21 protein-coding genes are annotated in these 21721 nt (G+C 67.4%); 8 read left to right on the plus strand and 13 right to left on the minus strand.

The features are described from left to right. Positions 1-92: 92 nt before the first annotated feature. The 3 genes from CPCC7001_RS14745 to CPCC7001_RS14330 form a co-directional block, all read right to left on the minus strand. The gene (locus tag CPCC7001_RS14745; protein ID WP_006909479.1) at positions 93-2510 is read right to left on the minus strand and encodes an AAA family ATPase; all 2418 of its coding nucleotides are present in this window, start codon (positions 2508-2510) and stop codon (positions 93-95) included. Between the two features lie 596 nt (positions 2511-3106). Beyond that, complete coding sequence (locus tag CPCC7001_RS03095; protein WP_006911044.1) at positions 3107-4990, minus strand: recombinase family protein; 1884 nt, start codon at positions 4988-4990, stop codon at positions 3107-3109. A 21-nt stretch (positions 4991-5011) separates the two neighbouring features. Continuing rightward, complete coding sequence (locus CPCC7001_RS14330) at positions 5012-5143, minus strand: YraN family protein (RefSeq protein ID WP_006909080.1); 132 nt, start codon at positions 5141-5143, stop codon at positions 5012-5014. Positions 5144-5275: 132 nt separating this feature from the next. Here CPCC7001_RS14330 and CPCC7001_RS03100 point away from each other — a divergent pair, with 132 nt between their 5' ends. The 6 genes from CPCC7001_RS03100 (at position 5276) to CPCC7001_RS03125 (ending at position 8549) form a co-directional block, all read left to right on the plus strand. After that, positions 5276-5800, plus strand: coding sequence for a pentapeptide repeat-containing protein (locus CPCC7001_RS03100; protein WP_006910751.1), 525 nt, complete (start codon positions 5276-5278; stop codon positions 5798-5800). 28 nt (positions 5801-5828) lie between these two features. Continuing rightward, the gene (locus tag CPCC7001_RS03105) at positions 5829-6254 is read left to right on the plus strand and encodes a hypothetical protein (RefSeq protein WP_006909990.1); all 426 of its coding nucleotides are present in this window, start codon (positions 5829-5831) and stop codon (positions 6252-6254) included. A 58-nt stretch (positions 6255-6312) separates the two neighbouring features. After that, the gene (locus tag CPCC7001_RS03110; protein WP_006910769.1) at positions 6313-6621 is read left to right on the plus strand and encodes a hypothetical protein; all 309 of its coding nucleotides are present in this window, start codon (positions 6313-6315) and stop codon (positions 6619-6621) included. A gap of 38 nt (positions 6622-6659) precedes the next feature. Continuing rightward, entirely contained in the window at positions 6660-7661 is a 1002-nt protein-coding gene (gene gap, locus CPCC7001_RS03115; RefSeq protein WP_006911516.1) for a type I glyceraldehyde-3-phosphate dehydrogenase, read from the plus strand. A 95-nt stretch (positions 7662-7756) separates the two neighbouring features. Further along, positions 7757-8062 carry a DUF805 domain-containing protein gene (locus tag CPCC7001_RS03120; RefSeq protein WP_006909841.1) on the plus strand — a complete coding sequence of 102 codons (306 nt, stop codon included), beginning with the start codon at positions 7757-7759 and terminating at the stop codon, positions 8060-8062. Positions 8063-8198: 136 nt separating this feature from the next. Continuing rightward, positions 8199-8549: a hypothetical protein gene (locus CPCC7001_RS03125; RefSeq protein ID WP_043368556.1), complete on the plus strand. Its 351-nt coding sequence runs from the start codon at positions 8199-8201 to the stop codon at positions 8547-8549. Here CPCC7001_RS03125 and CPCC7001_RS03130 read toward each other — a convergent pair. The 3 genes from CPCC7001_RS03130 to CPCC7001_RS03140 are packed head-to-tail and all read right to left on the minus strand — an operon-like array spanning position 8509 to position 11815. Then, a complete protein-coding gene (locus tag CPCC7001_RS03130; protein WP_006910363.1) occupies positions 8509-9261 on the minus strand; it encodes a succinate dehydrogenase/fumarate reductase iron-sulfur subunit in 753 nt (250 codons plus the stop codon). The genes CPCC7001_RS03125 and CPCC7001_RS03130 overlap by 41 nt on opposite strands. Continuing rightward, entirely contained in the window at positions 9258-11174 is a 1917-nt protein-coding gene (locus CPCC7001_RS03135) for a fumarate reductase/succinate dehydrogenase flavoprotein subunit (protein ID WP_043368557.1), read from the minus strand. Before CPCC7001_RS03135 ends, CPCC7001_RS03130 begins: the two co-directional genes overlap by 4 nt. Then, positions 11171-11815, minus strand: a complete 645-nt coding sequence (locus tag CPCC7001_RS03140; protein WP_050757048.1) for a succinate dehydrogenase — start codon at positions 11813-11815, stop codon at positions 11171-11173. Before CPCC7001_RS03140 ends, CPCC7001_RS03135 begins: the two co-directional genes overlap by 4 nt. Before the next feature lie 89 nt (positions 11816-11904). Here CPCC7001_RS03140 and CPCC7001_RS15730 point away from each other — a divergent pair, with 89 nt between their 5' ends. Both CPCC7001_RS15730 and CPCC7001_RS03150 read left to right on the plus strand, forming a co-directional pair. Continuing rightward, positions 11905-12303, plus strand: a complete 399-nt coding sequence (locus CPCC7001_RS15730) for a LexA family transcriptional regulator (protein WP_006910285.1) — start codon at positions 11905-11907, stop codon at positions 12301-12303. Between the two features lie 38 nt (positions 12304-12341). Further along, positions 12342-13655, plus strand: coding sequence for a Y-family DNA polymerase (locus tag CPCC7001_RS03150; RefSeq protein WP_006909382.1), 1314 nt, complete (start codon positions 12342-12344; stop codon positions 13653-13655). 62 nt (positions 13656-13717) lie between these two features. Here CPCC7001_RS03150 and CPCC7001_RS14975 read toward each other — a convergent pair whose 3' ends face one another. The 7 genes from CPCC7001_RS14975 to dnaG all read right to left on the minus strand — a co-directional run bounded on the left by CPCC7001_RS14975 (position 13718) and on the right by dnaG (position 21701). Further along, positions 13718-13873 carry a hypothetical protein gene (locus CPCC7001_RS14975; RefSeq protein ID WP_006909670.1) on the minus strand — a complete coding sequence of 52 codons (156 nt, stop codon included), beginning with the start codon at positions 13871-13873 and terminating at the stop codon, positions 13718-13720. An 81-nt stretch (positions 13874-13954) separates the two neighbouring features. Then, entirely contained in the window at positions 13955-15286 is a 1332-nt protein-coding gene (locus CPCC7001_RS03155; RefSeq protein WP_006910256.1) for a 4Fe-4S binding protein, read from the minus strand. A gap of 797 nt (positions 15287-16083) precedes the next feature. Continuing rightward, a complete protein-coding gene (locus CPCC7001_RS03160; RefSeq protein ID WP_006909874.1) occupies positions 16084-16437 on the minus strand; it encodes a hypothetical protein in 354 nt (117 codons plus the stop codon). A 197-nt stretch (positions 16438-16634) separates the two neighbouring features. Continuing rightward, positions 16635-16886, minus strand: a complete 252-nt coding sequence (locus CPCC7001_RS03165) for a hypothetical protein (protein WP_006909299.1) — start codon at positions 16884-16886, stop codon at positions 16635-16637. A 75-nt stretch (positions 16887-16961) separates the two neighbouring features. Further along, entirely contained in the window at positions 16962-18554 is a 1593-nt protein-coding gene (locus CPCC7001_RS03170) for a mechanosensitive ion channel (RefSeq protein ID WP_225867160.1), read from the minus strand. A gap of 204 nt (positions 18555-18758) precedes the next feature. Then, the gene (locus CPCC7001_RS03175) at positions 18759-19430 is read right to left on the minus strand and encodes a hypothetical protein (RefSeq protein ID WP_050757177.1); all 672 of its coding nucleotides are present in this window, start codon (positions 19428-19430) and stop codon (positions 18759-18761) included. Between the two features lie 150 nt (positions 19431-19580). After that, positions 19581-21701, minus strand: a complete 2121-nt coding sequence (dnaG, locus tag CPCC7001_RS03180) for a DNA primase (RefSeq protein ID WP_006910338.1) — start codon at positions 21699-21701, stop codon at positions 19581-19583. Positions 21702-21721 lie beyond the last annotated feature (20 nt).

Consider the following 21721-nt stretch of genomic DNA (forward strand, 5'->3'; position numbering starts at 1 on the left):
TAAGGACTTATTTCCACCGACCCTGGGCTATTAGGGAGGGTGGGTAAGGACGGTAAGGACACCTCCTCTGTACCCCCGCGCGGGAGGGCGTCCTACCCCCTGTTAGTGCCGCATTCCTTGACCTGGTATAAAGCAACCAGGCCACGGCCGACCACCACCTCCTTCTTCTGCTCAATGAGCCCGTGGGTGAGGTCAAGTTGCTCGAGCGTGCGTCGGGCCATCTTTTGCTGGTCGCCTCCCTCAAAAAGGTCTCCAAGCTCATTGAGGATATCGCTGACCCCAGTGCGGAGACCCTGGTCCCATCGGCCCCTCACGAGTTCGTAGACGGCGCGCTGACGTTCGTTTTTGTTGATCTTCTCGATCTGGCGCTGGCGGGCCTTCTCGGCCTCGAACTGAGCGCCCTCTCCGTGAAGGACCCACTGGCGGTCTTCCTGCTGTTCGACCACTAGCTCGACGGGCTTGCCAGCGCGCCCTTCCGTCGAGAGCACCACACGTGAATCCCGCCTGATGCTTCCTGGTCCGGCTTCATCAAGCCAGCGCAGGCTCACGACCTGCGACACGGCAGCTGGCAATGCGTTGGCCCCCCTCGAGGCGCTGCTGGCGCGTTCACCAGCACGGGACTTACCAGCGTGATGGATCACGATTGGAGTGGCGTCGTAGAGGCTGCATAGGCAGGCCAAATCCAGCAGTGGGCCTGCGACCTCAGCCTTCCATTCATCGAGTCCCAGAGAGGCCGTAAGAGCCGTGTACGAGTCGGCAATGAGCAGGGAACCCTGATTCTCCCGAAGCTGCTCCTCGACCTCCTCATAACCCTCCTCGTTGAGGGTGATGCCGGACTCGGAATGCCAGAGGTACTGGATGGGGGGGAGTAATTCGAGTTCGCGGTTATCGTCGTCTTCATCCTCTTTCGTGTAACGAGCCAGGCCGAGTGGGACAAGCAGATCAGCCCAGTCTTCTGGAGTCATGTCGGGACCGAGCAGCAGAACCGGCGGGCAGTTGCCATGAAGCTTCATCCCGAGAAACTCACCACAGCCGTAGTGCCAGGCACTGACTAGAGCGCAGAGAAGGGTGGTTTTTCCGACCTTGGGCACCGACACCATGAGTGTGGGTCGGCCGGCCGGCAAGAGGCCCTCACACAGCCATTTCCGGCGCTGTATGCAGATCTTCTGGCCCAGGGCGACGCCTTGCGGCCTGCCGCGCAGATCTTGTCTGGCAACAGATAGAAGCTGACTGATTTCTGCTGGGGTGATGTGTGCCCCGTGATTCTGTGCGAGGGATCGCAGAATTACTGAACGCTCATGAGGGGGCATCGGCTGCTGAATAAGCTTTCGAGCCCGGTCGCGCAGGATAATGAGCACCTCCTCGGGGGGCTTCTGGCTTCCTGCCTTCCCCTGGGCCGGGGAAACCATGACCTTGCCGTTAGTGGCTATGCGGGAAGCAAGTTGTTTGCCGTTCGAGCACAGGTCACTGCGACTCGCATCCCCGCCATTAACCTTCACCGCATGCCAGAAGCTGCCTGAAGTGAATGAGCTCAGATCACTGCTGCGGATGACCTGATCATTGTCTGTCCATTCAGGGTTGTGGACGCGAAGATCGGCCATTGCTAGCTCCTTTGTGCCACCGGCCTCGATCACGGCATGGATGTAGCCGATCGCAGCTGGCCTATCATCCTGGTAGGTCCCGCTCCCGGGAATGCGCGGGGGGATGTAATTAAGGGCTGCTCGCACCTCCTCCAGCGGCCTGGGTGGCAGGTCAGCAGAGATTGGGGCAGGAGAAGCCTGCAACTGCCGTGGCGGGGGACTAACGGGGGACTCGGGTTCTGGGAGGCAGTCGAGGAACTCATCACGCATCACCCGTTTTCCGGTGCCTGCGACGACCTTGGCCTGACCGCCGAATGATCCATCCGCCTTGACGTACCAGGCGCCGGGCAGTCGCATCACTCGGGATGGATCTTTGATGGATGGATCACTGCCAAGAACAGCAGCAATCCGCTCCTGTTCTGCTGTCCATTGCGCTTTGTTCGGGCAATCCTCTCTGGCACGACAAAGAATCGGCTCATCCAGCACCCAGTACACATGCAACGACTTGCCGCCGTTGTCAATCACATAACTGGGCGTGAGCAACGGCGAGGAGTTAAGCCGCTGGAATTGCTCTGTCTTGGTGCCATCATCGAACTCAGCGAAGTAGGCAACGATCTCAGTAATGCTGGCCTTTGTGTCACCGCCGTTGTTGACGACGAAGTACACGCCAAAACGTTCGTCCTGCCATCGCTGGATGGTGGCAGCATTGACCGACCCATCAGGCAGGAACAGATCATCCTTGACAGCACGACCGCGGCTCTGACCTTTGGGGCGAAAGCCACGGGTGCGGGTGCAGCCGTTCTTGCCGATGGCATCAATGAACTCCGCTGCCAGGGGCGGGTCAAAAACACCAGGCTGCTTGGGCGCCACGCCTTGCTGACTGCTGGATTCAACGCGCCCATTAGCGTGGTTGGGGGTGGCGTATGTCATAATGAAGGGGTGATTTTGGGTAATGGGGTGGGGTGATTGCGTCTGCCCCCCCCTTTTTGTCTGTGAACGATCGGGCTGCTGGTTCAGCCCCTTCTTTCATGGCTGCGGTGGGTCAGCGGTCAGGATCTGCAGTGCTGCCGAACACAATCAGCAGCCCTCCGTGAGGAGCACGGGCAGGGGCGCGGCCTGGGGGGCGTGCTGCTCGGCGTGCTCGCGCATGACCTGACGGATCAGCTCAGCGCGGCTCATGCTGCGCGAGGTGGCGATCTGATCGAGACGACTGACTAGAACAGGGTGCATCCGAACGGCGACGGATTCGGACTTCCGCCAGAGGTCGGCGGACGGGGGTGACGGCATGGAGAGGGCGTGCGGAGTTCAGTTGGAAGCATACCCCCAGGTGCACCAATCTGTCGGCTCCCGATCTACTTCTGCCACGCCTATCAGGCCACTTGCTCTATACCTTATTAGGCTCATTAGTTTTAAGCCCTAATAGGCTTACTTACTCTAAATACTGATAGGCTCAAGCCTGCAGAAGGCCTTGGCAAGCACAACTGCTGTGGGCCTTAATAAGCTCGCTTGCTGTGGGCCCAGCCCTATCAGCCTTGTTGCAGCTCGAAGTCTGCTTCGCCTTTGTTGCCTTCAGCGGGAATGTCCTGGTCGAGCTGGCCGAAGAACTCCGCAGGCACCTGAACGCTCTCGAGGCCGCTGCCCTCCGCCTGCTCTGCTGCCCGCTGCAGATCCTCCGGGGTGATCGTCGCCGTGAGGTACCCCGTGCCTACCCGGCCTTGCTCCAGCGCCTTCTGCGCCAGGCCAGGGGCCAGCGGCTGCCAGCGAGGTTCGGCATCACCAACGGCCAGGCCGAGCCGCTGGGCTTCGGTGTCGAGGTAGATGCGCACCTGCAGGCGGCGCAACAGGCTGTTGATCGCCCGGCGCTGGTCTGGGGTGTCCTCACCCCTGGCGAAAGTCTGCAGCAGGGCCTGCACCTGCTCGGCGGCGGCACCGGCTGAGGGCTGGTTCTGTATGGCGCGGATCTCTGCCGCCACGCCTGCCAGCGCCTCCCTGGTGGCCGCCACCACTGCGGCGGCTTCAGTGACGGCCTGCTCGTACACCTCGATCACCGCAGCGCCGGCCATGGCCCGATCACGTAGGGCGGCGGCGGCATTGTTGTGGCGGCTTTCGGCCTGCGTCAGTTCATGGATGAGATGGCCCTGGCGCACGAGCAGCGCCGCCAGCGGACCATCACCGCCACTCTCTTGCAGCTGCGCCAAGGCATCACCCTGCAGGCGGGTGAGCAGAGCGGCGTGGATCGGCTCGACGCGGATCGGCGGCGCCTGGCAATCGGTCTGCTTCCGCTCCCGCCCACGGCAGACGAGGTAGATGTACCGCTGATCACCGGGCAGCCCGCTGTGCTTTCTTGGCTTGACGCTGCGTGCCCCGACCGGAGCGCCACAGAGGCAGGTGGTGAGCTGCTGGCCGATGTAGTGCGTCCGATCACGACGGCCCTTCTCCTGCGGGCTGACGGCCCGTGCCTTGATGACTGCCAGCAAGGCCTCGTGCTCATCGGCGGTGAGGATGGCGGGGAAGGTGTCAGGGCAGAGGGCATAGGTGCGCTTCGGCTTCGGCGGCAACGTCACATCAGACCCGTGCTGCTTGATCAGGCGGGAGCATTCCGCCCGCCAGGCCTTCACCGCAGCGGCGTGACCAGGGGCAGCGGTGCGTCTGGCGCCATGCAGGGCGGGGTTGCGGAGGATGGCGCGTATCGGCATCTGCGACCACGGCAGACCATCGGGTGAGCGGTGCCCTTCAGCGTTGAGCGTGCGGCAGACGACGGTGGTGCCGTGCTCCCAGCTCAACTCAACCAGGCGGCGCACGGTGCTGGCGTAGGGGGTGAACTGCCACCGCTGCCCTTCGGCATTCCATTCGATCCATGACGGCGCCCAGCCTGTGCAGACTGGTTTGCCGTCGAGGATGTCGGCGCGATTGGCGGCACGACGCTGGGTGATGTAGCTGCTCAGACGGCGGGCGTACTCGGCGGCACTCTGCGCCTTGACGACCAGGATCAGCAAGCAGGCAGGGTCACGGTTGAGGCGGTCGAGGGTATAGCTGGCGCCGTCTTCAAGGGTGACGATCTCCACGCCGCTGCGGACCAGGGGGGAGACGATCTGATCGAGGGCATCGAGTGGCTCGAGGCGTGAGAGGCGGGTGAAGTCCTCAATCAGCAGGACCGGCGAGCTGCCGAGGGTGCCGGCCTTGGCGGCGGCGAGGAAGCGATGCAGGGCAGCACCTTCGCGGATGTGATGCCCCTTGCTGGCGCTACGGCCTGGGTCGATCAGATCGAGGGTGTCGTCAAGGACAAGATCATGGGCAGCGGCCCAGGCCTCCGCCTGAGCGAGCTGACGCTGCAGACCTTCGCCAAGTTGCGCCTGGTGGCCTGAACTGACCCGCGCATAAGAGAAGCAGCGGCGGGTGGCGACAGGCATGGCCAGGTGTTGTCCTTGGGGCTAAGGTACGTCCAGCTCGCCCCAGCGGCAGCGCCACTGGCGATCCAGCAGCCTCCACCCGTGGCTGCGCAGCAGGCGCAGGGCCCGCTGCTCGGCCCAGTTGCCCCTCAGCCGGTTGGATGACGATGCCACCAGCCCCTTCTCCCAGCCCCTAGAGCCTCAGCCTTGCCACGGCAGGGAGCCAGCGGCCAGCGGCCAGCGGGGCCAGCGGGACGAGGGAGGCGGTGGGGCGGGCGAGGATGGAAGCTCCGTGATCGCGCCGCGATGGTTCCCAGCAGCAACGAGGCAACGGCCAGCCGGCCCTGGGCACGGGCGCTGGCATTTCTGGTTGCACTGGCGCTGGCGCTCCCCCTGGGCTGGTGGCTGCCCCTGCCAGCCCTGGCGGCCGTGGACGTCGCCAAGCAGGTGCTGATCGGCGCCGACTACCACGGCCAGGACCTGCGGGGCGGCACCTTCAACCTCACCAACCTGCGCGACGCCGACCTCTCCGGCTCGGATCTGCAGGGCGCCAGCCTGTTCGGCGCCAAGCTGCAGGATGCGGACCTGAGCAACACCAACCTGCGGGAAACCACCCTGGATTCTGCCGTCTTCAACGGCACCGACCTCACCAATGCGGTGCTGGAGGACGCCTTCGCCTTCAACACCAAATTCAGCGATGTGATCATCGACGGAGCCGATTTCACCAACGTGCCGCTGCGGGGGGATGCCCTCAAGGCGCTCTGCGCCGTGGCCCGCGGCACCAACCCCGTCACCGGCCGCCAGACCCGCGACACACTGGGTTGCAGCTGAGCCCGGCCCGATTCAGGCGCCCGTCCCCATGAGCTTCGATGCCCGCAGCCTGGAGCGTCTCCAGCAACTGGGTCGCACCCTGCCCAAGCCCCTGCCCAAGCCCGAGGCTCCGCCGCCTCCGGCCCGGGCGGATCGGCCCCGCCACAAGGTGGAGACCGAAACCGATCCGGAAGCCCTGTTCCGGGAGCTGATGCAGGCCAGCCCGGATGGCACCGTGCCTCCCCACCTGCTGGATCGCCTGCGTGCCCTCGAAGCCGAGCGGCGGCAGAGCGCCTCGATCCCCGAACCATCTCCGGCCCAGGGCGATGCAGCGGCGGGCATGGCCGTCAGCCCGTCAGCGCCCCCTGCCCGCCGCCAGGGCCTGGGCAGGGCCAATCCCCATCTGGCCAAGGAGCATGGCGATCTCTACACCGCCTTTCAGCAGCTCCTCCTGGAGGACGACGAGGAACTCTGAGTCCGAGTCCGATCCTTGCCGGCACGTCCGGCCTGAGCGGTTCAGGATTCCCCTGATCGTGCTGGTGGTGGTTCTGGGCCTGGCGCCCGGTCCGGGCCAGAGCGCGCCGCTGAGCGAGAAGGAGGCGTTCATGCTCCTGTTCGGCAAGGGCAACGGCGCCATGCGCACCCTCTGCGTTCTGGAGCGCGACGGCCTGATCAGCGCGGAGCAGCGTCGCCGTTACAGCGAGACGCTCACCCCCCTGCTGCTGGAGCGCGCCGATGACGCGGTGGCCCGCCGCAACCTGCGGGTGGGGATGGCCTTCGCCGATGGCCGCGCCAGCCTCTGCCCGTCGTCGGTCTTCAGCGGCGGCGAAGGCACTCCGTAGGCTGAATCCAGCCCCCATTCCGCCTCCCGCTCCAGACCATGACCATCCGCATCGGCATCAACGGGTTCGGCCGTATCGGTCGCCTGGCCTTCCGCCGCGCCCTCAGCCTCGCTGATGTGGAGGTGGTGGGGATCAACGACCTGATCGGCGTGGAGTACCTGGCCTACATGCTTCGCTACGACTCCACCCACGGCCGCTTCCGGGGCGAGGTGGCGGTGGACGGCGGCCAGCTGGTGGTGAACGGCCAACCGATCCGGATCACCGCCGAGCGCGACCCGGCCAACCTCGCCTGGGGGGAGCTCGGGGTGGACTATGTGCTGGAGAGCACCGGCTTCTTCCTCACCGAGGAGACGGCCCGCGCCCACATCGCTGCCGGCGCCAGACGGGTGGTGATGAGCGCCCCCTCCAAGGACGCCACGCCGATCTTCGTGATGGGGGTGAACCACGGCACCTACGCCGGTCAGGCCATCGTGTCCAATGCCAGCTGCACCACCAACTGCCTGGCCCCGATCGCCAAGGTGCTGCACGACAACTTCGGCATCGTGAACGGACTGATGACCACCGTGCACGCCACCACCGCCACCCAGAAGACCGTGGACGGTCCCTCGGTGAAGGACTGGCGCGGTGGCCGTGGCGCCGCCCAGAACATCATCCCCAGCTCCACCGGCGCCGCCAAGGCCGTGGGCCGGGTGATCCCCGAGCTCAACGGCAAGCTCACCGGCATGGCCTTCCGGGTGCCCACCCCGGATGTGTCGGTGGTGGACCTCACCGTGAACCTGGCCAACCCGGCCAGCTACGACCAGATCAAAGCGGCGATGAAGGCGGCCAGCGAGGGCCCCATGGCGGGGATCCTCGGCTACACGGAGGATGCCGTGGTGTCCACCGACTTTCTGGGCGAAAGCTGCACCTCGGTGTTCGATGCCGGCGCGGGCATCGCCCTCACCGACACCTTCGTGAAAGTGGTGGCCTGGTACGACAACGAGTGGGGCTACAGCTGCAAGTGCCTCGACCTGATGCGCCACATGGCCACGGTGGCCTGAGGGCGATCCCGCCCCGCTTTCTCACAACCGCTTGTCACAACCGCTGGCGGGATGGCACGGCTCGCCCTAGACAGCAGCGACGCCATCTCCGCACCATGCCTCTGATCGAAGCCTTCACCGCGGCCTGGAGCCGCTCGTTCGACTACGGCGGGCGCTCCAAACGCGGCGACTACTGGTGGTTCGTGCTGGCGAACGTGATCCTCGGGGTGGTCCTCCAGCTGATCTCCGAGAAGCTCTATTACGTGTACGCCGTGGCCAGCCTCGTGCCCGGCATCCCCCTCTGCGTGAGGCGGCTGCGGGACATCGGCAAGCCCTGGCCCTGGCTGTTCATCGGTCTGATTCCGATCATCGGAGCGATCTGGCTGATCGTCTTGTTCTGCCAGCCCTCCGTTCCGGCCTGAGACGGGGTGGGCACTCACCAGGAGAGTTGCCTTCTCCACCGTGCCCACGCCCCAACCTGCCGCCGCCTCTCGCCGAGCTGCTCGCCCATCCGCTCCCCCATCCCCTCCAGCCTCTTCCGCCGCCCTGATCTCCCTGGTGGATCCCCGCTGCGGCGAGCAGCGGCACTGGTGGCTGGAATCCGGTGGCTTCCCCCAGCGGATCGCCGATCTGCTGGGAGCTCCGCTGAGGAGCAGCGGGCAGCGCGCCACCACGATGCCGGAGCTGCTGGAGGTGTTCTCACCCCTGCCCCTGCTGCCTGCGGCCGCCGCCAACGCCGCCTGCCGCGCGGCTGGCTTCCGGTATCTGCTCTGCGGCCATCGCAACGGCTTTCGCCTCTCCTGCTGGCGGCACTACCCGATGGCCGGTGGCTGGCAGCGGCGTTGCGGCCCCATGGCCCTGCCGACCTTCATCCAGCGGTTCGCCGCCCCTCGCGGTACATCCAGCTGATCCAGTCGGCGGAGATCTGCTTGGGGCACACCGCCTCGCACTCCAGGTTGCTGCTGCAGCTGCCGAATCCCTCCTCCTCCATCCGCTGCTGCAGGGCCCGGGCCCGCCGAGCCCGCTCGGGTTGCCCCTGGGGCAGCTGGCCCAGGTGGGCCAGCTTGGCGGCCACGAACAGGCTGGCGGAGGCGTTGCGGCAGCTCGCCACGCAGGCACCGCAGCCGATGCAGGTGGCGGTGTCGAACGCCGAACGGGCCTGCTCGGCTCCCACGAGCATGGCGTTGCCGTCGACGGCCTGGCCGGTGTTCACCGAGCAGTAGCCCCCCGCGGCGATCAGCCGGTCCAGGGCGGAGCGGTCCACCACCAGATCCTGCACGGGCGGGAAGGCCGAGGCCCGCCAGGGCTCCAGCGTGAGGGTGGCCCCGCTCTGGAACTGGCGCAGATAGAGCTGGCACACGCTCGTGGCCTGGCGGGGACCATGGGCCTGGCCGTTCACCAGGAAGCCGCAGCTGCCGCAGATGCCCTCCCGGCAGTCGTGCTCGAAATTCACGGGTCGCTCCCCTGCTTCGATCAGCCGTTCGTTGAGCTGATCGAGCGCCTCCAGCAGCGAGAGATCAGCTGACACCGCCTCCAGCTGGTACTCGCGGAAGTCCCCGGGCTGGCCTGGACCGTCCTGGCGCCAGATGCGCAGCTTCAGGCTCAGCGTTCGACTGCTCATCGGTAGTTGCGGGTGGACGGCTGCAGCAGCGTGAATGCCAGGGGCTCGGCATGGCGCAGGGGCTCCGCTCCGGGCCGGTGCTCCCAGGCGGCGATGTGGGCGAAGTTGGCGTCATCCCGGAGGGCTTCGCCCTCCGGGGTCTGGTGCTCCTCGCGGAAGTGGGCGCCGCAGGATTCCTCCCGCACCAGGGCATCGCGGAGCATCAGGCGGGCCAGGCCGAAGAAATCGCTCAGCCGCAACGCCTTCTCCAGTTCGGGGTTGGGTCCTTCGCTGTGGCCCGGCACCCGCACCTCCGTCAGGAAGCGCTGCTCCAGCTGTTCCACCTCCCCGAGGCCGCTCCGCAGCCCTTTTGCGTCGCGGCTGATGCCGCAGTGCCGGATCATCACCGCGCCCAGCTCCCGGTGGAAGGCATCCACCGGCCGGGGACCCGGCCGCTGCAGCAGGGCGTCGATCCTGGCGGCGGTCCTGCTCAGGGCCTCCCGGCAGGCCGGGTGGGCCTCGTCCACGCTGGGGGTCCCATGACCGGCCAGCCAGGCGGTCACCGTGAGCGGTGCGATGAAGTATCCGTCCGCCAGGCCCTGCATCAGCGCACTGGCCCCGAGCCGGTTGGCCCCATGCTCGGAGAAGTTGGCCTCACCGAGCACGAACAGTCCGGGGATCGAGCTCATCAGCTGGTAGTCCACCCACAGGCCGCCCATCGTGTAGTGGGGGGCCGGATAGATCCGCAGGGGCGTGGTGTAGGGATCGGCCCCGCTGATCCGCTCGTACATCTCCAGCAGATTGCCGTAGCGGGCTTCGATCACATCCCGCCCCGCGCTGGCGATCGCATCGCGCAGATCGAGGTACACCGAGCGACCGCCGGGCCCCACGCCATGGCCTGCCTCGCAGAGCTCCCGGGCCCGGCGGGAGGCCAGGTCGCGCGGCACCATGTTGCCGTAGCTGGGATACAGGCGTTCCAGGAAATAGTCCCGCTCCTGCTCGGGAATCCGGGCCGGATCCCGGTCGTCACCAGGCCGCAGCGGCAGCCACACCCGCCCGTCGTTGCGCAGGCTCTCACTCATCAGCGTGAGCTTGCTCTGGTAGGCGTCACCGCTGGGAATGCAGGTGGGATGGATCTGGGTGAAGCAGGGGTTGGCGAACAGGGCGCCCTGCAGATGGGCCCGCCAGATGGCGCTGGCGTTGGATTTCAGCGCATTGGTGGAGAGGAAGTACACATTGCTGTAGCCACCGGTGGCCAGCAGCACCGCCTGGGCGGTGTGCACCTCAAGCGCGCCGCTGAGCAGATCGCGGCACACCACGCCGCGGGCCACACCGTCCACCGTGATGATCTCCAGCACATCCCGCCGGCTCAGCAGCTCCACCCGGCCGGCTTCCACCTGGCGCATCAGGGCCTGGTAGGCGCCGTACAGCAGCTGCTGGCCCGTCTGGCCGCGGGCGTAGAAGGTGCGGCTCACCAGGGTGCCGCCGAAGCTCCGGGTGGCGAGGGTGCCGCCGTACTCACGGGCGAAGGGCACGCCCTGGGCCACGCACTGGTCGATGATGCCGCTGCTGATCTCCGCCAGGCGGTGGCAGCCCGCTTCGCGGGCCCGGAAATCGCCGCCGCGCAGGGTGTCGGCGAACAGGCGGCTGACGCTGTCGCCATCGATCGCCCCCGGCCTGGCCGCATTGATGCCTCCCTGGGCCGCCACGGAGTGGGCCCGCCGGGGGCTGTCGTGGAAACAGAGCACCCGCACCCGGTAGCCCTGCTCGGCCAGGGTGGCCGCCGCCGAAGCCCCGGCCAGCCCCGTGCCCACGACCAGCAGCCGCAGCTGGGCCTTGCGCTGCGGGCTGATCAGGGGCATCGCCTCCCGGTGGCGGCGCCAGCGATCGGCCAACGGGCCTCCGGGCACGCGGGGATCGGGACAACCGCTCACGGCCCCACTCCCAGCACCAGGGTCACGGCCGCAAACCCCACCCCGAGCACCAGGGCCAGACTGCGGCCGGTGGTGCGGATCAGGGCGCCGTTGGCCGGATCCAGCAGCCCCAGGCTGCGGTGGGCCGCTTCGGTGCCATGCCAGAGGTGCAGGGCCACGGCCAGGGCGGCGGCCCCGTAGAGGGCCAGGGATGCCGGCTGCGCCAGCACCGCCTGCAGGGTGGCCAGCTCCGCTCCGGCCTGGGGGCGGGGCCAGCGCAGCTGCACCAGGTGCACCCCGAGGAACACCAGCAGCAGCACCCCACCGGCGGCCTGGCTGCGGGCGGCCAGGGCGGCGAGGGGCTGGCCGCGGCGGCTCACCAGGGCGGCGGTGTTGCCGGCACGACGGTTGGCCAGGCGCTTCGCCAGCCCCAGGGCCAGATGCGCCACGGCCAGCCCCAGCAGTCCCAGCTCCACGGCCGGCAGCCACACCGCCTGATGCAGCCGCGCCGCATAGGCCTCGAACCGCACCGGTGCCGTCACGGCCAGAGCGACGCCGCCCAGGTGCACCACGAGAAACAGCACCAGCAGCAAGCCGGCGGCGGCTGTCCAGACCCTGCCCTTCTCCGCCCCGATCACCGCGCGCTGTCTGGATGGCTGCATCGTATTCAGGATCCGGCCCTGCCGTCCTCCAAGGCCCGCTCCTCGTTTGGTACACCTGTATTACATTGCCTGCCAGCGATGTCCGCCGCGTGAACCACTTCTCCAGCGGCGACCCCGGCAGCCCGTCTGAGGCCACCGGTCCGGCAGCCATCGGTCCGGCGGCCATCGGTCCGGTCGCCATCGATCTGCAGCGGCTGCTGCTGCCCGATCCCCGCGGCTGCCTGCTGCTGCGGGTGGCCGGCGAGTCGATGCGCGATGCCGGCATCCACCACGGCGACCTGCTGATCGTGGACCGGCGGCTGGAGCCCCGCCCGGGCCTGGTGGTGGTGGCCCTTCTGGAGGAGGGCTTCACGGTGAAGCGTCTGGCCGGCCGCGGAACGCGGCTGTGGCTGGAGGCGGCCCATCCCGCCTATCCCGCCCTGCCGTTGCCCCCCGACCCCGCCGTGCAGCTCTGGGGCGTGGCCACCCACGTGATCCACCACTGCTGAACCGACCCTGCTGAACCACCCCTGCTGAACCGCCACCGGTGAGCCTCGATGACGCCAGCCCCCTGAACGCCCGCCAGCAGGCCATCGCCCTGATCGACGGCAACAACTTCTATGCCTCCTGCGAGGCCGTGATGGATCCATCGCTGCTGGGCCGGCCCCTGGTGGTGCTCTCCAACAACGACGGCTGCATCGTGTCGCGCAGTGCCGAGGCCCGGCGGCTCGGCATCGCCATGGGCACGCCCTACTTCCAGGTGCAGCGCCAGCTGGAGCGGCTGGGGGTGGAGGTGCGCAGCTCCAATTACGCCCTCTACGCCGACATGAGCCAGCGGCTGATGGCCACGCTGGAGCGCTGGGTGGAGGAGCTGGAGATCTATTCGATCGATGAGGCCTTCGGCCTGCTGAGCCGCCGGCAGGGCGAGGACCTCAGCGGCTGGGGCCTGCAGGTGCGCCAGACGGTGCACCGCGAGCTGGGGCTGCCCGTGGCCGTGGGCCTCGCCTCCACCAAGGTGCGGGCCAAGCTGGCCAACCGCCTGGCCAAGGCGCAGCCCGCCCACCACCACGTGTTCGACCTGGAGGCCCAGGCCGACCCCACGGCCTGGCTGCAGCAGGTGCCGATCGAGGACGTGTGGGGCATCGGCCGGCGCCTGGCCCGCTGGTGCCGGTTGCGGGGTGTCGCCGATGCCCGCGCCCTGCGCGACATGCCCAGCGGCGAACTGCGTCAGAAGTGCGGCGTGGTGGGCCTGCGGCTGCAGCAGGAGTTGCGCGGCCACCGCTGTCTGCCGCTCACCCTGGTGCCGCCCCCGAAACAGGAGACCTGCGTGAGCCGCAGTTTCAGCCAGCCGGTGCGCAGCGCCGCCGAGCTGCGCCAGGCGGTGGCCACCTACACGGTGCGGGCCGCCGAGAAGCTGCGCCGCCAGCGGCAGAGGGCCGGTGCCCTGAGCGTGTTCGTGCGCAGCAACCCGTTCAACGGCACCAGCTTCTACAGCAACAGCGCCACCGTGACCCTGGCGGTGCCCAGCAACGACACCGCCGTGCTGCTGGCGGCGGCCCTGCCGCTGGCGGAGACGCTGTTCCGCCCCTGCCATCCCCTGCAGAAGGCCGGCGTGCTGCTGCTGCAGCTGCAGGGGGAGGAGCTGCTGCAACACCATCTGCTGCAGCCCCTGCCACCGGAACAGCAGCAGCGCCGGGCCGCCCTGATGGCGGTGCTGGACCATCTGAACCGCCGCTACGGCAGCGGCACCGTGCGCTGGGCCGCCTGCGGTCTGCAACCGGTGTGGGCGATGCGGCGGCAGCGGCTCTCCCATGCCGCCACCACCCGGCTCGCGGCGATTCCCCGGGTGCTGGCCCGCTGATCGGCCACGCCGGCACCGGCCTCAGGAGTGCTGGAGCAGCTGCAGGGTGCGCTGGCGGGGGCTCACCAGTAGCACCAGCCGCTCGGCGCGGGGCTGGCGCAGGCCCCGGTCCAGTCGCCGGCGTCCGGTGTCACGAGGGCAGGGACGGCGAGGGCTTCCTTGAGGTCACCCCCATCACCGATGCCGTCGCGGTGCCAGATCACCTGGAAGAACGCCATGCGGGACGAACTGCAGGTGGGTGAATGTGGCTAGCCAGCCTGTGGGGCAGGGCGCCGGGGCGCCGTGTCAGGGCGCTCCGTTCAGGGCTGCGGCGAGCGCGCCATCTCGCGCAGAGCGATCTGATGGCGGCTGGCCTCCTCGCGGTACAGCTCCTCCGAGCGCGGCCACGTGCGCATGAGCCAAACGGAACTCAGACAGCCCAGGGCCACCGCTGCGTAGGTAGGCAGGGGCACGGGGAGAAGATGCAGAACGTTGTGGCCGGAAAAAATAAAGTAGAAGTTGAAGATCAGAAAGGTCGTCACGGAGAGCATGCGATGACGCACGGTCTCCCGAGTCAGCGTGGAGCCTCTGCGCAGGAGATTGGCATGGATCACACGTTCCAGAGTGAAGCCCAGCAGACAGGCCGCGACAACACCGACTCCCAGGGTGAGTGGCACCGCCAGCAGTTTCGGAATCGGCAGGGCACTCCCCATCATGTAGAACCCGGGAGACAGCAAGTGATCAAGCTGGCCGGGCTCATGGGCCCAGATTCCAGACAAGTAATACCACCAGTTGCCCGCATAAAATAAATAGAAAAAGAAATAGGAGATCACCAGGCCAGCATAGCCATAATACAAAACACCCTTGCTGCGGGTCATCAGATTCCGCCAGTAGTGCTTTTCAGAATCGATATCGATGCACGTGGAGGCGCAGCCCACGCAAGTGCTTGCCTCCAGACCCGGATCTCCCTCCTCGCTGCGACACATGGACTGCGTGGCCCTGATCCGGGGAGTGGCCTTGAGATGAGCAGGGTTGGAGAGGAGGCCTCGGGGACCGCTGTAGAACTCCTCCACAGGGGAAACAGGGCAGAAATATTGACACCAGGATTTGCCGTCATAGACAAAGCCGACAATGACGGCAGCCGTGATGAAGAACAGGAAAAACAGAAACAGTGCTGTGCGCTCCGAGTTCACGAACAGGATCCGGCAGCACAGTGCCACATACAACGTGACAAGCTGCAGATAGGTGTGATGGCGCTCCAGAAAGCTGTTCCGTGCAACCTTCTGGGGCGCGGGCAATGGAAGCCAGGAGACCCTGCGCCGCCCGATCCGACCCAACTGGGAGAAGAACGACAACGGACAGATCCTTCGCCACAGTTCATGGCCGAACAGGAACACCACGGCCACCAGCAAGGGCAGGAGCAGTCCCCAGAAGAGTGGAGCCCCAAGGGGGTACTGCAACGACTCCACGATCTGGCCCTGAACCATCACCCGGTTGCCGCCGCTGCCCTCGAGGCGGGTGAGAAGCCCGTCCGGAGTCGTCAGGACCGGGGTGAACGGGTCATACAGCAGGCTGACGAGAATGACAGCCCAGAAGGTCGCCAGGCCGAGGCGAACCCTGCGGGCGACCCGTTCAGCGAGCACATAAGCCATGACGAAACCAACAAAGTGCGCGTGACCTCAGACCAACCAGGCGAAAGGAATGCTTGCGCTGGCTGGACCTGATGAGAAAAGTGTGTGACTGACTACGTTTTGGGAAGACTGTGTTTCCGGAAAGACTGTGTCGGACCGCAAAGGTGGGACAGCAAAGGGGGCCGCAAAGGTCAGCCCGCATAGGCCCGGACAGTAAAATCCAGGCAATTAAGTCTCCTCACAGTAGTCCCATGACCCATCTTGGGAACACTTCCCGCAATCAGATCTGCTTATTGAGCAACAATCACCAGCTGCACAAGGATTCATGTGTCCACCACTACTGTCTTGACCATGGGTCCCGCCGAATGGCACTGACAGTGATGGCCCCGGCAAGGAATCAGTTGTGATCCAGGGCACTTCTCTCTGGTCATGAGGAACACGGGCCTACCGCATGCTGGGCATCCAGCGCATCACAGGCCTCACGCTTCGATGATCCTGAGAGGATTCCGAACGGGGTCTGCGGTGATCCCGAAACGACCAGGAACGCTGCCCAGGTGCGGGCAGCAGGTGCCGGCCGTTCAGTTCACCGTGTCGGTTCTGGGATGGACCCGAACTGGAGGTGGGAACGCACAGGGCTCGAGGCAGCCGCCGAGGGCGCCTCACAGAACCGCTCGGGAGGATCCACGAAGGCGGCACTGCCGAGCCACGGTCGAGCTCCTGTGAAGCCCCTACGGGTCACTGCCCCAGTGCCCACCGCGGTGTCACCGCGCCGCCCCCGCCGTGCCGGCTCCTGGGCCGAGTCGGCCATCCCGATCGGGTCAGATCCCCTGATCCCGCCAGGGAGCGCTGTTGAAGCGGCGCCCGCCCAGTGAGGGCTGATGGCCAAGGGTGTTGTTGGTCGAGAGGCTCACCACAGCACCGAGTCGGCCAGCGAGCTTGACGCAGCCTTGGGATGTCTGTGGGGTGTAGCACTGCACCTCCAGCTGATTGCAACCTCGCTTCGGAATCAAGCCAACCTGGAAGGGTTGAATCCTGCACAAGATGGGCTTGGTATCGATCTGACGGAGCCCATGGAAATCGGCCAGGCTGTAGTTGACTAAGCAATGATCATCCACCTGGATGCCGTCACCATGGCCATGGCGCGCCTTGTGCACCAGATCGCTGATGCGCATCGCCAGGTACTGAGGTGACTGGACCCACTGCCGCAGGCGCGGCCAGCGCGAGGGCCAGGACCAGAGGGGTGGAGAAGGCGGGATCAGCCGGCAGCGTGAAGAGCGGCCCGCTGCCGGCCTGCCTGTTCCTCGCCTCCAGCCGGCCGGCGCCGAGGTTGTGCTCCTCCAGGGCACTGATCGCGGCCCAGAGCTGGCGGTCAGGGCAGGGCGGCCAGGGCGGCCTCGATCATGCTGGCGCTCACCGGGATCGTCTCCAGCTCGTCGGCGTTGTCGAGGTAGGCCTCGAAGGAGGCGTAGCGGCGGATGCAGGGCTCGGCGCCGGGGGCGGCGCAGGCCTCGCTCCAGTTGCCGTCATCCGGCTTCACCAGGGCATAGGCGGTGAGGGCCTCGTCGAGGTCACCGCCATCGCCGATGCCATCGCCATGCCAGAGCACCTCGAAGAAAGCCATAGAGCGTTGCGTTGAAGGGGCGGGACGACAGATGGCGATTTCAGGCTACCGAGGCTGGGCCGATGGCCAGGGCGCCTAGGTCTGCTGGCGCAGGGCATCCCTCCAGGCACGCAACTGCTCGGCCGCCACGTCGCGGCCCCCCACCCCGAAGGCGACGGCGGCCGCCACGGCGATCGAGCCCAGCACCAGCCCGAAGGCCAGGGTGACGATGGAAGGAGCAACCCCGATCTGCTGCAGGGCCATGGCACCGCTGAAGCCCAGGATGGCCACCCGGGCGGCCTGGGCCAGCAGGCCGGCCTGCACCGTCTGGGAGCTCACGATCAGGCGGGCCGCCAGGTTGGCGATCGCGAGGCCGAAGGCGAACACGATCACACCGGCGAGGATCCGGCCGAACACCAGCAGCAGCCCACTCACGATCTCGGTGATGGCGGGAAGGTTGAGCACATTGGCGGCTGCCACGGCGCCGAACAGCACCACTGCGCCCAGCACGGCGACGCCCACCACCTCGGAGGGCCGCCGCGGGGCCGGGACCTCGATCTCAGGGCCGGCCTGCTCGTCGCCCCGCTCGGAAATCTGCTCGGAAACCTGGTCGGATGCCTGCGCGGAAGCCTGCGCCTCCCCGTCCTCCACCAGACCCAGCTGCTGCACCCAGTGATCGAAGCCGAATCCGGTGAACAGCCGCACCGCGAGCTGCTCGAGGAACTGCCCCAGCACTACGGCCAGGGCCAGGATGGCCGCTGCCGTGAACACCTGGGGGAGGGCGCCGAGCACCGTGCTGAGCATGGCGATGGCCGGGCCGGCGATGGCCGGCATGGCCAGGGCCTCCAGGGCGGCGATCGCCGTGGGGATCAGCACGAGCACATAGCTCACGGTGCCGGCCAGGCCTGAGAGCGACTGGCCGGGCTGCTGTGGATCGAGCCCCATGCCTTCGCCCAGCTGATCCACGCCGGTGGACCCGAGCAGGTTGCGCACCAGGGTGCGGACGGTGCGGGCCAGCAGCCATCCCACCACCGCGATGGTGGCCGCCTTGGCGAGCAGCGGCACCGCGGCCATGAAGGTGTTGAGCAGGTTGAGCAGCGGCAGAAGCTGGTTGCCGAGATTCAGCGCGTTGAGAACCAGCGGCAGGAAGAACAGAAGGATCAGCCAGTACAGGAGGTTGGCGAGGGTCTGACTCGACAGCAGTCCCGGCGCGGTCGGATCGGAGTCGTCCTCCTCCTCGGGAGAGAACAGGCGCTCATCCAGCTGAAGCTGCTGGGCGGTCTGCAGCAGCACCGCCCGCGCCAGGCTGGCCACCATCCAGCCCAGGGCAGCCAGCAGACCCGCTGCCCCCAGCTGCGGCAGGAAGGAGAAAATCTGGGAGAGGAAGTCGTTGAGCGGTTCCGAAACGGTGGTGAGGTTGAGGGCGTTGAGGGCTGCCACCAGCGCCAGCACCAGCACCACCCAGAACACCAGTGCAGCCAGCAGCCGATCGAGCCGCAGGTTGCGCTGACCCGGACGTTCCGGGTCCCGGATGGCATGGGCGACGCGCTCATCCAGCTGGGTGCGGCGCAGCAGGCTGCGGACGCTTCTGGCCGCAAGCCCGGCCACCAGCCAGCCCACCAGCAGGATGGCCAGCGCCCCCAGCAGGTTGACCACCAGCGGCATCAGCGTGGGGGAAAGCACGTCCACGGGCATTGCGGCCAGTGGCGGCGGCTGAACAGGAAGGTTGGCAACAACCATCGACACCTCGTCGGGACTCGCTTTCAACCTGACCACCAGGGCAGGTGGAGACCATGAAGGAGTTAGAAAGAAACACGCGCCGCGTCATCTGCACTGCGGCCTCTGCTCTGGAGCTCAGCGCTTGGCTCAAGGCTGGGGCTCGGGGCTGGGAGATCAGCGCTGGGTCTGGAATGCGGCGGCCCTGGGCTGCACATCCGGCCAGAGGAAGGTGTTGAACTGCCGCGCGCCGAGGCTGCTGCGCTGCCCCAGGGTGTTGGCGGTGGAGAGACTCACCACCGCGCCCAGCCGATCCGCCAGCTTCAGACATTGGCTGAAGGTCTGGGATGTGTAGCACTGCACATCGAGTTGATTGCAGCCTCCCCGGGGCACGAGAGCCGCCTGGAAGGGCTGGATGCTGCAGAAGATCGGCTTGGTGTAGAGCTGACGCAACCGGTAGAAGGCCGCCAGGCTGTAGTTGGCGAAGAAGTGGTCATCCACCTGGATGCCATCGGCATGGCGGGCCTCATGGATGAGGTCGGTCACGCTCATCGCGCGGTACTGGGGGGATTGCACCCACACCACGGGAATCAGCCCCTGGGCTCGCGCCTCCTTCGCCACCTGTTTCTGTACGGCGTCATCGACGTTGCGGTAGTCGAGGAAGACCACCCGGTAGCGGTTGGCCCGGATCTGGGCCATCAGCTGGGGCACGGCCTGCCTGGAGTTGTAGAACCAGATCTGGGGCTTGGAGAGCCAGGTGCCATTGGGGGTGGCGCCCGCCGCCTTCGGTGCGAGCGCCAGGGTCGCCAGAACGGTGAGGGCCGCGATGCTCCTCAGGCCGGTGGGCATCCCGGACGACGGCGGGGTCAGGGGAAGGCGTCGCACGAACATCACCAGGTCATGCCGTTCCACTGGACATGCCCTCGATGGAGCCCGACCTGCGGAACGAACCAGCTGCCACCGTCATAGACCCGATGGGGCCCCGCGGCAGCGGTGCCGTCAGCCGGCCACATCGAGCTCCGGCGGTCGGGCCATCGCGGGCACCAGCTCGGCGAAACCGGCCCGGCGGCGGGCATCCAGCTCCTCGAGGTAGCGGCGCTCGTTGTAGTAAAGCTCCTGAAAGCGCAGCGCATCGCTGTTGAGCTCGGCGAACAGGCCGTCGATGCGGCTCTCCATGTCACTCACGGGCACCAGTCCGTCGTGGCTTGCCGCCTCCTGGCGTTCACCCTCCAGCAGGCGGGCGATGCAGCGCTCCAGGGTTTCCAGCCGCTGACTGCTCCAGGCGTCCAGCAGATGGCGGCAGCGTTTGAGGCTGCGCTGCCGCTCCAGGGAGGCGAGGGCTCCGCGCAGCTGCAGCAGCGGCTGGCCCAGATGCAGCTGCTGCAGCTCGCTCGGCTCGATCAGGGGCGTGAGCCTGGTGAGCAGCGTGCTCTCCTCCACCAGCAGCTGATCGCTGAGCAGGCGCGGCAGGTCGAGGTCGGCCAGGTCATGGCCGGGGTCGAGGCCGCGGTTCACCGCCTCCAGCCGACCGGCCCCGAGGTTGTCCTCCTCCAGGGCGCTGATGGCGGCCCAGAGCTGGCGGTGATGGGCGAGGGCGAAGTCCTCCAGGTCATGCCGGCGCAGCTCCGCCCGGATCGGAGCGCGGTAGGTGCCGCAGTGGAGATAGAGCCGCAGCACCTCGGCCTCGGCCCGTTCCCGCAGCCCCGCCTCGCCGGGCTGTTCCCACTTCTGGGAGCGGCCGTGCCAGCGCTGCCCCTTCACCTGCTGGCGCAGGTCGTCCTCCAGCTGGATCGCCAGCCGCGCCTGACCGCCGCTGAGCCGCTCGGCCACCTGCTGCAGGTAGTGACTGCGCACGGCGCTCTGGGGCAGCTTGCCGAGCAGGGCCACCAGGCCGCTCACCGCCTGCTGGAACTGGTCGGAGCGGGCCAGGTCCTTGCCGGCCAGCACCTGCTCGATCTGCCAGTCGAGCCACTGGGGTGCCTGATCCAGCAGGGCGCGGTAGTCGCCGGCTCCGTGCTGCTGCAGGAACTCGTCGGGGTCCTTGCCGGCGGGGAGATGCAGCACCCGCAGCTCGAGCTGCCCCTGCAGGGCCTGCTGCTCCACCTCACCGATCGCCCGCTGGGCGGCCCGAACGCCGGCGCCGTCGCTGTCGAAGTTGAGGATCAGCCGCCGGCTCTCACAGCAGCGGCACAGCTGGGTGATCTGCTGGCTGCTCAGGGCCGTGCCGAGGGACGCCACCGCGTTGGTGATGCCGGCGGCATGCAGGGCGATCACATCGAAGTAGCCCTCCACCACCACGGCCCGGTCATCGCGGCGGATGGCGCTGGCGGCCCGGTCGAGCCCGAAGAGGTGCTTCCCCTTCTCGAACACCTCGGTTTCCGGCGAGTTGAGGTATTTGGGCTCGCCGCCGTCCAGGCTGCGGCCACCGAAGCCGATCACCCGCCCCTGACGGTCCTTGATCGGCACCATGACGCGGCCGCGAAAGCGGTCGTAATAGCCCTGGCTCCCCTCGCCGCCCTGCCCCTTGCGCGGCACCGCCAGGCCCGCCTCCACCAGCCACTCCGGCCCGATGCCCTCCACCTGTCCCAGGTGATTCAGGAGGCCGTCCCACCGGTCCGGTGCGAAGCCGAGCTCGAAGGCCTCGATGGTGCCCTCCCCGAGCTTGCGCTGCTCGCGCAGGTAGGCCAGGGCCCCCGCACCCTCGGGGGCGCGCAGCTGGCTGCGGAACCAGCCCGAGGCCAGGCTCAGCACCCGGTGCAGCTGATCGCGGCGCGAGAGCTGCCGGCGCAGGCGCTCCTGCTGGGGGCCGTCGAGGGTCTCGATCGGCAGCTGGTACTTGCGCGCCAGCTCCAGCACCACATCGCTGAAGCTCTGGCGCTGCAGCTCCATCAGGAACTTGATGGCGTTGCCGCCAGCGCCGCAGGAGAAGCAGTAATAGAACTGCTTGGCCGGTGACACCGTCATCGACGGCGACGTGTCGTCGTGGAAGGGGCAGATGCCGACGAATTCCCGCCCCTTCTTCTTGAGCACCACGTGCTCGCCCACCACATCCACGATGTCGGCGCGCTCCTTCACGGCCTCGATCGTGCGGGGGTGGAGGCGCGGCAGGCTCAAGGGCATGGCCCCGGTTGGACTCCGAT

The sequence above is a fragment of the Cyanobium sp. PCC 7001 genome, from assembly GCF_000155635.1.
Lineage (GTDB): Bacteria > Cyanobacteriota > Cyanobacteriia > PCC-6307 > Cyanobiaceae > NIES-981.